13 protein-coding genes are annotated in these 13,162 nt (G+C 64.9%); 4 read left to right on the top strand and 9 right to left on the bottom strand.

Annotation, left to right across the window (positions count from 1 at the left end; translation table 11 throughout):
- The first annotated feature begins 60 nt into the window (after nucleotides 1-60).
- Nucleotides 61-633 (top strand): hypothetical protein, encoded by a 573-nt coding sequence (locus tag EJ073_RS31995; protein WP_245455479.1) that lies wholly within the window; start codon nucleotides 61-63, stop codon nucleotides 631-633.
- Nucleotides 615-929, top strand: coding sequence for a hypothetical protein (locus EJ073_RS31990; protein ID WP_245455478.1), 315 nt, complete (start codon nucleotides 615-617; stop codon nucleotides 927-929). The genes EJ073_RS31995 and EJ073_RS31990 overlap by 19 nt, the downstream gene beginning before the upstream one ends.
- Nucleotides 930-1,039: 110 nt before the next feature.
- Here the strand turns inward: EJ073_RS31990 and EJ073_RS06650 are convergent, their stop codons facing one another.
- The 8 genes from EJ073_RS06650 to EJ073_RS06610 all read right to left on the bottom strand — a co-directional run bounded on the left by EJ073_RS06650 (nucleotide 1,040) and on the right by EJ073_RS06610 (nucleotide 10,299).
- The gene (locus EJ073_RS06650) at nucleotides 1,040-1,267 is read right to left on the bottom strand and encodes a hypothetical protein (RefSeq protein WP_189347322.1); all 228 of its coding nucleotides are present in this window, start codon (nucleotides 1,265-1,267) and stop codon (nucleotides 1,040-1,042) included.
- A gap of 24 nt (nucleotides 1,268-1,291) precedes the next feature.
- Nucleotides 1,292-2,125 carry a hypothetical protein gene (locus EJ073_RS06645; protein ID WP_126055021.1) on the bottom strand — a complete coding sequence of 278 codons (834 nt, stop codon included), beginning with the start codon at nucleotides 2,123-2,125 and terminating at the stop codon, nucleotides 1,292-1,294.
- Between the two features lie 81 nt (nucleotides 2,126-2,206).
- Nucleotides 2,207-3,892: a hypothetical protein gene (locus EJ073_RS06640; RefSeq protein WP_126055020.1), complete on the bottom strand. Its 1,686-nt coding sequence runs from the start codon at nucleotides 3,890-3,892 to the stop codon at nucleotides 2,207-2,209.
- A gap of 126 nt (nucleotides 3,893-4,018) precedes the next feature.
- Nucleotides 4,019-5,659, bottom strand: a complete 1,641-nt coding sequence (locus EJ073_RS06635; RefSeq protein ID WP_126055019.1) for an ABC transporter substrate-binding protein — start codon at nucleotides 5,657-5,659, stop codon at nucleotides 4,019-4,021.
- A 230-nt stretch (nucleotides 5,660-5,889) separates the two neighbouring features.
- A complete protein-coding gene (locus EJ073_RS06630) occupies nucleotides 5,890-6,933 on the bottom strand; it encodes an alpha/beta hydrolase (RefSeq protein ID WP_126055018.1) in 1,044 nt (347 codons plus the stop codon).
- A 39-nt stretch (nucleotides 6,934-6,972) separates the two neighbouring features.
- Nucleotides 6,973-7,650, bottom strand: coding sequence for an isochorismatase family protein (locus EJ073_RS06625; RefSeq protein WP_126055017.1), 678 nt, complete (start codon nucleotides 7,648-7,650; stop codon nucleotides 6,973-6,975).
- Nucleotides 7,651-7,930: 280 nt separating this feature from the next.
- Nucleotides 7,931-9,226, bottom strand: coding sequence for a Xaa-Pro peptidase family protein (locus EJ073_RS06615; protein ID WP_126055016.1), 1,296 nt, complete (start codon nucleotides 9,224-9,226; stop codon nucleotides 7,931-7,933).
- Between the two features lie 176 nt (nucleotides 9,227-9,402).
- Nucleotides 9,403-10,299: a GlxA family transcriptional regulator gene (locus tag EJ073_RS06610; RefSeq protein ID WP_245455692.1), complete on the bottom strand. Its 897-nt coding sequence runs from the start codon at nucleotides 10,297-10,299 to the stop codon at nucleotides 9,403-9,405.
- Nucleotides 10,300-10,561: 262 nt separating this feature from the next.
- Between EJ073_RS06610 and EJ073_RS06605 the strand changes: the two genes are divergently transcribed.
- Entirely contained in the window at nucleotides 10,562-11,170 is a 609-nt protein-coding gene (locus EJ073_RS06605; RefSeq protein WP_126055014.1) for a hypothetical protein, read from the top strand.
- Nucleotides 11,171-11,274: 104 nt separating this feature from the next.
- Entirely contained in the window at nucleotides 11,275-11,772 is a 498-nt protein-coding gene (locus EJ073_RS06600; protein WP_126055013.1) for a GAF domain-containing protein, read from the top strand.
- Nucleotides 11,773-11,822: 50 nt separating this feature from the next.
- Here EJ073_RS06600 and EJ073_RS06595 read toward each other — a convergent pair whose 3' ends face one another.
- The gene (locus EJ073_RS06595) at nucleotides 11,823-12,833 is read right to left on the bottom strand and encodes a YeiH family protein (RefSeq protein ID WP_245455690.1); all 1,011 of its coding nucleotides are present in this window, start codon (nucleotides 12,831-12,833) and stop codon (nucleotides 11,823-11,825) included.
- Nucleotides 12,834-13,162: the final 329 nt, after the last annotated feature.

Genomic DNA, 13,162 nt, shown 5'->3' with positions numbered 1-13,162 from the left:
CCATTTGCTCCCCTGCAAACCCGCAGCGCCGACACTGGCAATGCGGCAAGACAATTGCAAGTGGGCTGGACGCCAACTGTTAATCTTGTCACATCTACTATCGTGAGAACCAGCCATTATGCGGTGGTGGTTAAAAGGGGGTGCCTTATGACTTCAACGACACTGACACGGCCTGAGAAATTCCAGATCGGCAGGGTGTTCAACAACACCTTTTCCGTGATTGGCCGCAACATAGGACTATATGTCGGCCTTGCCGCGCTGTTCTCCGGCTTGCCGGCGCTTCTCGCGCAACTTTGGACCGAATCGCGCGTGGACGTGATGCTGCAGACCGACCCTGGCGCGGCGGCCGATCCTGAAGCGATGTTCCGCAATTCCTGGGTCAGCATCGTCGCCGGACTGGTATCCTTCATTTGCGCGCTGCTGCTTCAGTCGGCGCTTGTGAGGGCAACTATCGAGGATCTGAACGGCAAGCCACCATCCTTCGGCGATTGCATCACGATCGCGATACGCTACCTGCTGCCGACCCTGGGGATAGGCATTCTGGTCGGTCTTGGCGCCGGGTTTGCCGCATCGCCTTGCTCGTTCCGGGCATCATCCTATGGCTCGGCTGGTCCGTGGCGGTGCCGGTCCTGATCCAGGAGCGGCTCGGTGTGTTCGGCTCTATGTCGCGCAGCCGTGTCCTGACCAAGGGCAGCCGCTGGGCGCTGTTCGGGTTGTTCGTGATCCTCTTCATCATAGCCATGGTGATCCAGTCGATCACGGCGGTGGTTGTCGTCTTCTTCCACGGAATCCTTGCCGCCATTCTGGCTGCGCTGGTGCAAAGCGTGGTCTCGATGGTGATGTCCACGGCCACGGCGGTCGGCTACATCGAGCTGCGCCAGGTCAAGGAAGGCACCAGCGTCGAGGAACTGGCGGAAATCTTCTCGTGACCGGGAAGGCGGTCTGCAGGCCTATCACATCATGAAGTAGGCAACGTCGGGGTCGCTTCAGGCCGTCTGCCCGGCCGGCAGCGCGGCGGCGAGCCGCTTGGCCCAGGCCTCTACGCCCTGGTGGTCAGCCGGCAGGTCCTGCCGCATCCCGACCAGCACGGCCGGGATGCCGCGATCGTCGCCATGGATCGGCACGGCATATCGTCCTTGCGGCCGATGACATGGGGCACGTTGGCCGCGACAGTGAGCGTGCCGTCGCGGCTGAGCCCGGCGAGGATCGCCTCACCGATCCGCGTCGGCCTGCCGTTGCCGGCACGGCTCTTGAGATGCGCTGCCACCCGATCATGGCGCGAGCGGCTCTTTCACGGCTCCGAGGCCTTGAGCGCCGCCGGAACCGGATAGCGGCTGCCATCAAAGCGCAGCCGGTAGGTCCGCTTCACCGGTTTGCCGGGGTGCGGCTGGCACTCGCCGTTCTTGTCGAGGGCGGGCTCGTCGGTATCCCTCCGCTCGACCACGGTGATGTCGCGATAACCGCGATGGCTCGCCGATCGCATCGACAGGCTGGCCTTGCTGGAGTGAAAGGATCCGGCGCAACTGGCGTCGCCTTCGCCGCCAAAACTGTCGACGACGAGGCCGTCGAGCACTAGTCGCAGCCCATCGCGGGTGAGGGCATAGAGCCTGAGGTCGGTTTCACGGAAGGGATTGGGCCGAGAATCGCTTGCCATTTCGATGCGCAGGCCGAAGGCGCTTACATCGGTCGCCAGCCTGTATCGGCCGGTATCGAACTCGATCTTGCGGATGTAGATGGCATCATCATTCATCAGCCCGGGCTGGAGCAGGCGCTGGCGCACCCGCAGGCTGTTCATGTCGAGGACGAGAATCTCGATATCACCGACATGCTGGCCGTCGCCGGACTTGGCGCTGTCGATCAGGGGCACTGCGACAAGCAGCAGGTCGTCATGGGCGGGCCAGACCTTGCAGACCAGGCCGAATGAATTGTCGCCTTCCCGCAGCGTCAGGGAGATGCTGGTATGGGGTTCCAGCGTGAACGATCTTTCGTCGGCGCTCTTCTGGGCCCCGGGATAGGCCAGTTGCACCAGCGCGGCGGCATCGCCGCAATCGTCCGCCGCGGCCCGGGCGGGCGACAGGCTGGCGGCGGCGATGCCGAGGAAGAGACTACTTAGCAGCAATCGCATGGGGTTCTCACGTCGCGGGGCCGGGTTGGATCAGGACTTGTGTACGCGAGAATGGTGACGGCGCACAGGGGCGGGCCATCTTCAATGGCAGCAGTCGGGCCCTGAATGCACGCTTGTCCTGCACAGGCAAGACGAGGTGATCGGCAAGTCGGTCTTTGCCAATGCGGTGGCGAGCCTGGCCTGGAACCCAGGCAACTGGTCGGTCTCGCCGCGCCGCCTCAAACATTCGACCAGCCCGTGCAGCGCCCAGACATTGTCCGGATGCTGGGCGCAGCGCTGAACCGCGCCACTCAGGCCGAGATCGTCGCGATAGACCTGCTCGGCTTCTTCGGCATGGCCCTGGTCGAGCAGCAGCGCCGCCAGCGCATGGCGCGGCGGATGCATCCATGCCCACGGCTCGGTATAGGAGAGATTGTCGTCGAGCCCGACCGCCTGTCGCAAATGAACATAGGCCTCGTCATGCCGCCCCTGGTGGTAGGCGAGCTCGCCGTCGAGCAGGGCGGCGCCCACGGCCAGCGATGCGTGCGTCGGGTTGCTGAGGAAGCGCCGTTCCGCGGGGATGCGGCTTAGATGCTGGTGGAAGCGCTCGCGCTCGTGCTCCGCCGCCGCGAACGCACGCAGCGCAGCATGCGCGACGCCCTTGGCGTAGTGCTGCATGGCGGTAGTCAGCACATAGAGTTCGGGCTCGACAACCATCGGCTCGTCGATGATCTCCCGCCAGCGGCCGAAGCGCACCTGAACATGCGATTTCATCGCATGGTAGCCTTCCACCGTCTGCGTCAGCTTCGGCCGGTCGGGAATGCTCACGACATCGCGCGTCGCCAGGCCGCGCACCTTGTCGGCCGCCCACAGCGCGGGGCGGTACTGGCCGAGTAACATGCAGGCGAACATCATCAGATGCAGGTCGTGGCAGCAGCCGAGCAGGTAATAGGTCGTCTCGCCGGCATGGGCGAGGTAGCGGTCGTTGGCGCGCACCGCCTTCTCGCTGGCGAGTTTTGCTTTCTCATACTCGCCGCACAGCACATGGATATGGCCGGGCATATGGTTCATGTGGCCGGCATCGGGACACATCGTGCCAAGCCGTTCGGCCGAGCGCATGCCACGCTCGGGCTGGGTCGACATTTCGAGCAGGTGGATGTGCAGATGCAGGGCCGCCGGATGCGGCGTCGTGCCGGCCTCGTCCGAGCGCCTGATAGAGCGTTCGCAGACCTCGAGAGCCTCCAGCACGTCCGAATTCGGCGCCGGCTTGCCGGTCTTGAGATCCCATAGCCGCCTGACGGTGCGCATCATCAGCGCCTCGACGAAGAGCGCCATCACGTCATGGTCGTCTGGGAAATCGCGATAGACCTGTCGCATCGCGGCGGCATAGGCGTCGTCCCACAGCGCGAATTCCGCCGGCGCCATGCGATGCGGCTTCTGGAACCGGTGGGCGAGTGCCTCGATCAGCCGCCGCTCAATAGCGCTGGATCGAGCGCTGCCGGCGAGCGCAAGCTGGACATGGTCGAAGCAAAGCCTGGTGGCCCTGTCGGCCTCGGCCTCGCCATGCTCCTTCCAGGTCAGATTGTAGAAAGGCCCCGCGGCATAGGCGATGCCCCAGTGCACGAAGGCGCAATCGGGATCAGTCCGCAGCGCCTTCGCGAAGCATCTTATGCCTTCCTCGTGGTTGAAACCGTAGCACCAGTTCAGCCCGATATCGAACCAGCGCTGCGTCTCCGCCGAGGATGTGGAGATTGGGCGGCGGTAGGTGCCGAGGTCGAAGTGATCCATCCCTGACTGTTTCTCGCGTTCGCCGGTCTGAGGCCGCATGCAATCTGTGATGAATGGGCGCACATGGCAACGGCCGGCGCGGCCCCGGTTGAGCCACGCCGGCCGGGGTTGCCACCCTGGGAGGGATCAGGACTCCAGCCACACCTTCTCGAAATGCTGCTCTAGCGACTGGTGCTGCTCGCAGCCATGCACGCCCTTGCGGTAGGTTCGATAGACCGAGCGCCAGTATGGCTGGATGATGATGCCGGATTGGCGCAGATTCTCTTCGATCTTGGCCATGATCTCCTTGCGCGCCTTGGCGTCCGGCATTGCCAGCGCCTTGTCGAGGAGCTCGTCGAACTCCTTGTTGGCATAGGCGCTTTCGTTCCAGGCAGCTCCCGATTTGTAGGCCAGCGCCAGCACCTGGACACCGAGCGGCCTTCCCAGCCATTCGGTGCAGGAGAAGGGGTATTTGCTCCAGTCGTTCCAGAAGGTGGCGGCCGGCAGCACGGTGCGCTTGATCTTCAGGCCCGCCTCGCGCATCTGCGCGGCGATCGCGTCGCCGGTGCTCTTTTGCCATTCGACGTCGACCGAGATGAGGTCGAATTCATGGTCGGCCTTGCCAGCCTCGGCGAGCAGCTTCTTGGCACCATCCACGTCACGCTTGGCTGGGCCGATATCGGCGAATTCCGGATGCATCGGGCCGACATGGTGGTTGTCGGCGGGCTTGCCGCGACCGTCGATGCCGAGCTTCAGCACGGCCGAGTTGTCGACGGCAAGCTGGGCGGCACGGCGTACCTTGACGTCGTCATAGGGCGCGTTGCCGACATTGAAGCGGGCGACGATGGTCGAGCCGGTGGCGATCTCGGAATTTTCGAGCCCCATCTCTTCGGTCTGCGATACGGCGTCTGAAGCCGTCTCGTGGTCGGTGTCGATCTCGCCGGATTCGAAGGCCGACAGCATGGCGTTGGGATCGGAGCCGTAGTCGACCCATTTGATGCCGTCGAGATGGAACTCGCCTTTCCACCAGGGCTTGTCCTTGCGCTTCACCTCCGCACCGGTCTCGGCATCCCAGCTCACCAGTTCGCAAGGGCCGGTGGTGATGGCTAGAGCCTTCTTCGGGTCGCCGTCGCCCTCATAGGAGCGGTGCATGATCAGCGCCGGATAGTCGGCCATGCCGGCGATCAGCGAGATGTCGGGCTTGGGCAGGTTGAGCCTGACGGTGTAGTCGTCGACCTTGTCGATGCCGCCATCGACCGGCTTCTTGGTGTCGGCGTTGACCAGTGCGCCCATGCGCGCGGCGACCGAGTTGCCGGCGACGGAGGCGTCGCACCAGCGGGTGAGATTGTGGATGACGTCGTCGGCGTTGAAGGTGTCGCCGTTCGACCAGGTGATGCCCTTGCGCACATGCAGCGTGATCGTCCTGGCGTCGTCGCTGGTCTCCCAGCTTTCCAAAAGCCACGGCTCGAAGCTGAAGTCTGTGTTCCAGCGCACCAGATATTCGTTGCAGTGGCGCGCCACGTTGGACATCTCGACGCCGTCGAAAGTGCGCGGATCCTTGAAACCCTTGACGTTCATGGCGACGCGCAAGGTGCCGCCCTTTTTTGGCTCCTCGGCTCGGGCCGGCGAGGGGGTAAGCACGCCGAGTGCCAGTGCTCCGGCTGCGCTGACGCCGAAGCCGGCCATGATGGCGAAGTATTCGCGCCGGCTGATGCCGCCTTTCCGGAAGTCGGCGGCGATCGGCTCGGCTCGCGGGTGCAGTTTCCTGTCGGTCAGCATGAATTTCATCGTCGTTCCCTCCTGTTGGGCGCCCCGGCCTGTCACAGTGCGGGGACGGATGCGACCGCCGGAGCGCCCTTGGCCTGCGGCGATGATAGGGCGGGGTTACGCCGGGAAATGTTCGCTTTTCCGCAGTTCTTGTGCGCTGTTCCGCACGAGGGTAGCGCCAATCTCCCCCTTGTGGGGGAGATGCCCGGCAGGGCAGAGGGGGGCGCTGTCCCGCCCAGCATCTCGGCTATTCAGCGCCGCTGCGATGACGAATGGTTTTGAATCCTAAGGATTCTGAGGGGCCGCGATCCTTCGCGCCCCCTCTGGCCTGCCGGCCATCTCCCCCACTTGGGGGAGATTGGCGCCTCATCGCCGGCGCCCAGCCTGGCAATGTCGGCAATAATCCTCGCAAACGCCTCGCCGGCGCGCGGCACGCTGTTGCGGGCGCGCAGGAAACTGTGCACCAGCAGCGGCTCTTCCTGCCACCAGGCCGAGCCGCCGGCGGCGACGATGCGGCCGCGATAGGCCTCGCCGTCGGAGGACAGCGGATCGCATTCGGCGGTGATGATGAAGGTCGGCGGCAGGCCGGTAAAATCGCTGTCGCGCAGTGGCGAGAAGGTCGGATCGTCCAGCGATTGACCCGGCGCGGACCGGATGCGGCGGTAGAACTCGATATCGCTGAGGCTGAGCAGCGGCGCCTCGGCGTGCTCGATATAGGAGCGGCCTGTCTCGCCGCCGAGTTCTGGATAGATCAGCACCTGACCGGCGGCGCGGCGCTGGCTGTGGCGCGTCGCGTGCGCGACGGCCGCGGCGAGGTTGCCGCCGGCGCTCTCGCCGCAGAGCACGATCGGCAGGCTGGTTGTCGCGGCCATCCATTCGAACACGGCGAGTGAATCCTCGAAGGCGGCGGGATGCAGATGCTCCGGCGCCAGGCGGTAATCGGCCGAGATCACCTCGAAGCCGGTGGCGGCGCAGATCTCGGCGCAGATGTCGTCATGGCTGTCGAGGTCGCCGAGCACGAAGCCGCCGCCGTGATAGTGGACGACGATCGCCCGCGACGCCTTGCCGGCCAAACGGTAGCGCCGGATCGCGATGTCGCGGCCGTCGGCGGCGACCACGCCGTCACTCACCGTGACATCAGCCGGACGGCCTGGATGGAAGGCCCGGCACATCGCGTTGTAGACCGCCCGTTGCTCCGCGATCGGCTGCGCCACGATCGCGGGCGGGAACCAGGCATTGACCTGGTCGATATAGTCCCACAGCTCCGGGTCGAGCAGGGTGGCGTATTTCCCCACCTGGCCGCTTCGAGTTGGTTCGTGCCCATCGGCTTGCCGTCAGAGCTCGTCGTAGAGCCGGGCCGCATTGTCGTAGGTGAAGCGCAGCGGCACCGAGCCCTCGACCTGCCACGCATCGACCGTGTCGCCCGCCAGCAGCCGGCAGGCATCGAGCGTGCCGGTGACGGCGCCGCCATAGAGCCGGTTGGCGAGATTGAGGATGGCGGTCTGGTGCATGGCGGCGCTCGCGCTGCCGCAGGCATCCTTGACCAGCAGCACGCGGAAACCACGCGCCACCGCATCCTTCACCGTGGCGTCGATGCAGGCCTCGGTCCAGACGCCGGCAATCACCAGCCATTCGATGCCCGCCGTCTTCAGCCGGTCGGTGAAGGCGCCGTTGCCGAAGGCGCTGGCCTCGGTCTTGACCAGCATCGTCTCGCCCTCGGCCGGCGCCACTTCCGCGCAGATCGCCGTCAGCGGATCGTCCTTGTCGGAGAAGGCCGACTTGCCGCTGGCGTCCACCGGATGGAACGGCCGCGCCTCGGCAAGGTCGACGATGTAGGCGAAGTGGTAGAGCGGCACGAAATTGCGCCGCGCCGCCGCCTGCAGCCGCTGGACATTGGCGAGGATGTCGCCGAAGCCGTCGACCAGATAGCGCTCGTCCTTGCGATGCTCTTCCTGGAGATCGATGAACACTGCGGCCACCTTGCCGCGCCGGATGGAGATCGGGCTTTTCATGCGGATGCTCGCGCTTCGTCATTCCAGGGCGAAGCAGCCGCGAAGCGGCATTGCGAAGACCCTGGAATCCATGCCGTTACCTCTAACGAAAAATGCAGCGGAACAGAATTCTGCACCGATGCAACGCTCCGAAGTAACGGCATGGATCCTAGGGTCTGCGCCGCGTCGCTTCGCTCCTTGCTTCGCCCTAGGATGACGACGTCACATTTGCTGCGGCCAATCTCGAAGGCCTGCGATAGCGTATGGGCGGCGCCAACAGAGCGTATCGGCATCAAATCGCTCATTCCAAGAACTCGTCCTCATACGGAAACCGCGACAGCAACTCCGTCCCGGTCTCGGTGATCAGGATCTCGTCCTCCAGCTTGACGCCCTCGCGGCCGCCTTTCTCGCCGATATAGCTTTCGACGCTGACCACCATGCCGGGCACGATGATGCCGTCGCGGCCATAGGTCTCGTAGTCCATCGAGTGCGCGATGAACGGCGTCTCGCCATGCATGCCGACGCCGTGCATGACCGAAGTGTAGCGCTGGTCGACGAAGCGGTCCGGGATCTTCCAGGCCTTCTCGGCGATCTCGCGGAAAGCCATGCCGGGCTTCACGATGCCGATATTGTGCTGCACTTGGTCGTGCGCCATGCGGTAGAGCGATTTCTGGTAGGCGGTCGGCTTGCCCGGCCCGCAGCGGAAGGTGCGCGAGAAATCGGAATAATAGCCGTAGCAGCCGATCGTGTCGGTATCGAGCGCGACCAGCTCGCCCGGCCTGATCTTGCGGCCGCTCGCCTCGCTGAACCACGGATTGGTGCGTTGGCCGGAGGTGAGCAGCCGCGTCTCGATGAACTCGCCGCCCTGGCGGATCACCTCGCCATACATGATGGCGAACAGCTCGTTTTCGGAGACGCCGGGCTTGATCGCCTCGCGCACTGCCGCCACCGCGGCCTCGGCGCCGGCCATCGACGCCTGCAGGCATTTGACTTCCTCCGGCGTCTTCACCGCGCGCACCGCCAAAATCTCGCCTTGGCAATCGCGCACCTCGCAGCCGCGCTTTTCGAGCGCCAGCGCCTGCAGATGGCTGCAGCGGTCGAGCCCGAGCTTCATCGAGCCGCCGCCATGCTTCTTCAGAAGCTCGGCGATCTCGTCGGCGAACGGCCCGGCGGTCTCGTCGTCGCGGCCGGAGACGGATGACCACACCAGCTTCGACGGCCGCGCCTCGTCGATCGTGTCGAGCACCATCGAGACATGGTAGCTCTGCGGATATTCGAACAGCATCACCGGCCCTTCGGTCGGGATGAAGAAATAGCGCGTCGAGTTGCGCAGGAAGTAGCCGAACATGTTGCGCGAGCCGGTGGCGTAGCGCTGGTTGTAGGGGTCGAACAAAACGACCGCGCCATAGCCCGCCTCGCGCATCCAGCCGCGCAGCTTGGCGAGACGGCCCTTGCGCAGCGCATCCGCATCGATGAAGGACGGCTCGGTGTCGGAGAGCCACATGCCGCCCGCCGGATCGGCCGCCGCCGGATGGCGCATGCGATCCTTGAAGTCCACATCCTCGGTGCTGTCGGGGTCGAAAACGACGATGCTCATGGCGGTGCCTCCTGAAGGGGAGAACATGGGCTATGCGTCACAGGAAGTGTGTGCGAATTCCCGCAAATGTCGTGCCGGATGCCGCAGGCGTGGCGGATGGGAAACGATAGCACCGTGATCCTTTCGCGCCCCCTCGGTCCCGCCAGCGTCTCACCATTTCAGCACAAGCGAAGAAGCTACTGCCGCCGCATCGCCTTCGGCGCGTGCCCATGCTCCTCCCGAAATGCCCGCGCAAAACTCGACATCGAGGCAAACCCACACGCCAGCGCGACATCGCGCACCATAAGTGTCGAATGCGCCAGCAGGTCGGCGGCGCGCTTCAGCCGCAGCCGCCGGTAATAGCCGTTGGGCGAGATATCCAGCTCGGCGCGGAAATTGCGCTCGAGCTTGTCGGAGGAGACGCCGAGCCTTGTCGCCAGCTCCGCCATGCCGAGCCGCTCCTCGACCGCATCCTCCATGATCGCAATGGCCGACAGCACCAGCTCGTTCTGCACGCCGGTGCGCAGCCTGAGCGGCATCAGCTTGCGGTCGACGCTCGATCGCAAAGGACTGTGCACGAACCATTCGGCGACGCCCGCCGCGAGCTCGGCGCCATAGTCGCCAGTGATGATCTCCAGCATCATGTCGAGGCTGCCGACGCCGCCGGCCGAGGTGAAACGCTTGCGGTCGATGACGAAGAGATCGCGCCTGAGCTCGATGTCCGGGAAAGCCTCGGTGAAAGCGGCCTGGCTGGTCCAGTGCAGGGTGCAGGCATGGCCGTCGAGCAGGCCGGCGCGGGCGAGGAAGAACGCTGCATCCGCCACCGCGCCGATGTGCGCGCCGCCGCGCAGGCTCTTGCGGATCCAGCTCACCGCCTCATCGGCGACGAGATGGTCGGCATCGCCGCCCGAGCAGACGACGATGCGGTCGACCCTCGGCGCATGGGCCGCCGAAAAGCCGGGCTGGATGACGACGCCGTTAGAGGCCTCGACCGTGCCGGGATCCGCGCCGACGATCACCCAGCGGTAGCACTCGCGCTTGGCGAGCACATTGGCTGCGCGCAGCGGTTCGATCAGCGAGGAAAACGCCATCATCGGAAAGCCGGGAAAGACCAGCACGGCGAAGGCGAGGGGGGCTTCGCCCGCCGCCGGCTGCGCGCGGTCGCGTTTGCGGTTGGCGGGATTGGAAGTCACGATGCTCTTTCCTGAGGCGGCTGGAACTGTAGCGGGTGGCCCGGCCGGCTGGCAACGGGGACGCCAGTCAACCAGCCGTTCACCAAGCAAGATAGGCAAACCTTAAGCGGAAATTGCGAGACTTGACGCAAGGTCAAGGTGATGAAACGCCGGAGGCTTTCCGATGGAACTGAACTACGACTTCGAATTCCAATCGATTTTTCCGAAGGCCGTCTGGCTCGTTCCCGAGTGCAAGCGTTTGCTGGACGAGGTTGGTATCGCCCATAACGTCCAGGGAAACCATGTCCCGGCCTTTGTCGATCCCGCGACCATCGTCGCCCTTCGGCGCGAGCCCGACAAGATCAGGACGATGATGCTGGGGGCCGGCTGGAGCCTGCTGCCCTATGAAGGCGAAGCCTCGCCGGAAAAGGCGCAGTTCCTGATCCCGCAATTGCTGGAGATCCATGCCAAGGCTGAAAGCCGCGCCTATGATGCCCACGCCGCCAAATATGCGGTCTTTGATCTCTTCGGCTTCACCAAGAAGCTGACCATGGGCGAGATCATCGGCGCCGACGGCAGCCCGACCTGTTCGGAACTGACCCGGCAGCGAATGCAGGGCGCGCGGCCGGCATCCGGCTTCGAGATCTACAAGGCGCTGATGGCGATGGCGGGCGACGAGAGAAATCATCCCGCCGCCGAGCCCGCCGCGCCGCCGCCGCCAGTCAAGCCGGCCGCACCGACGTCCGGCCCGTTTGCCCGCGTCGCCCGCGTGTTTGGACGCCGGCAAAACTGACACGTGTCCGAAATCGCGGCGGAATTCATGATAGTCTCGCCGCTCGCTTGGTGGCAGAGAGAGCCGAGCGGGCACTTCTGCGCCCTGGCAACGGAGGCATGGCGATGTTTGCGGCAAAGACCATCGAGAGCACGGACAAGGCGGCCTTCTACAATGAACTCGCCGCGCAGATGAAGGCGCTGCTCGACGGCGAGCGCGACCCGATCGCCAACGCCGCCAACACCTCGGCGCTGATCTACCAGATGGTGCCCGACCTCAACTGGGCCGGCTTCTACTTCCTGCAATCGGACGAAGAGCTAGTGCTCGGCCCCTTCCAGGGCAAGCCGGCCTGCGTACGCATCGCCGTGGGCAAGGGCGTGTGCGGCACGGCGGTTGATTTGGGCATGTCGATGCTGGTCAAGGACGTCCACGATTTTGCCGGCCACATCGCCTGCGACGCGGATTCGCGCTCGGAACTGGTGGTGCTGCTCAGGGACAATGACGGCGTCTTCGGCGTGCTTGACCTCGACAGCCCGCTGCCCGGCCGCTTCGACAAGGACGACCAGGCCGGCATCGAGAAGCTGGCCGCGATCTTTGTCGCGGCAAGCTCCTTCGAGGATTAGGGCATTGATATTTAGATGAGGCCGGCCTGACCTGAATCTCAACATGCCCACTAGGCGAACTTCACCAGCGTCAGACTAAACGCCGCGATGAACAGGAAGGCCGAGAAGGCCAGGACGAGTGGGCGCAGGCCGCGCGAGCGGAGCTGCGAGATGTCGGCCTGGAGGCCCATGGCGGCGAGCCCCATGGTCAGCATGATCTGGGTGGCCAAAGCAATCGCCGAATGCACTGCGGCCGGCATGGCGACCAGGCTGTTCAGCCCCACCACCGCGACGAAGGCGACGACGAACCACGGCATCGGCGGCTTCGCGGCCGAGCCGTCGGCGTTGCCGCGGCGTGCCATCAGGCCGAGCGTGATCACCATCGGCGCCAGCATGGCGACGCGCGTCAGCTTGGCGACGGTCGCCGTCTCGCCGGCCTGGGCGCCGTCCTGGAAGCCGGCGCCGATAACCTGCGCCACCTCATGGATTGACGCGCCGGCCCACAAGCCGAAAGCGTGCTGGTCGAGGCCGAGCACCGGCGCCAGCAGCGGGAAGCCGAGCATGGCGACGGTGCCGAACAGCGTGATCCCGGCAACCGCGTAGGTGACGTCCTCGTCGCGCGCCTCGGTGACGATGTTGGTGGCGACGATCGCCGAGGCGCCGCAGATCGAGGTGCCGGCGGCGATCAGTTGCGCCAGCTTGCGGTCGACGCCGATCAGCCGGCCGAGCGTGATTGTGAAGACGAAGGTGGCGCCGAGTGTGGCCGCAATGATGCCGACGCCGCCAATGCCGATCGCCGCGACCTGGCCGAGCGTCAGCTGGAAGCCGAGCAGCACGATGGCGAAGCGCAGCAGCCGGCGCTGCGCAAAGGCGATGCCGGCCTTGGCATGGGCGGGCGTGCCGAGCACGTTGGAATAGATCATGCCGGCCACCACGGCGAGGATCATCGGGCTGAGCAGGGCAAAGCCGGAGACATTGCGCGCCGAATAGGCGACGCTGGTGATCATCGCCGCCAGCACAAGCCCCGGGACGACGCCGGACGAGATCGAAGTCAGGGCAGAGCTACTGCCGGTGGAGGTCAGGCCGTTTGGAAGATTGTTCGCGGTGGCGGGCAGGACGGGCAAAGGGGTTCTCCAGGCGCCTTCGTCGTGGGAATGCCATTCCGAAACCAATCTTTCCAACGAATTGTTTGAGTTATAATGATCGAGTTTTCCGAACGATTGAGCACGGTCCTGTCTTAATAGACGTCGTTTTCCCGAAACCGCCGCATTGTCTTGGGCGGTATCGATGGCGAATTCCACACGCTGGCTCAATCACCGCCGCTTGCGTTTGACAGGGCGGCTGCCGCATCGTTATTTCTGGCCGTATACGACGATCACTCGCCACAAGCGAAGCCCGCTGGCCCACAGGG

It is taken from the genome of Mesorhizobium sp. M4B.F.Ca.ET.058.02.1.1 (assembly GCF_003952505.1).
GTDB lineage: Bacteria > Pseudomonadota > Alphaproteobacteria > Rhizobiales > Rhizobiaceae > Mesorhizobium.
The sequence above is the reverse complement of the archived record's forward strand: the minus strand, read 5'-3'. Positions and strand labels throughout refer to the sequence as shown.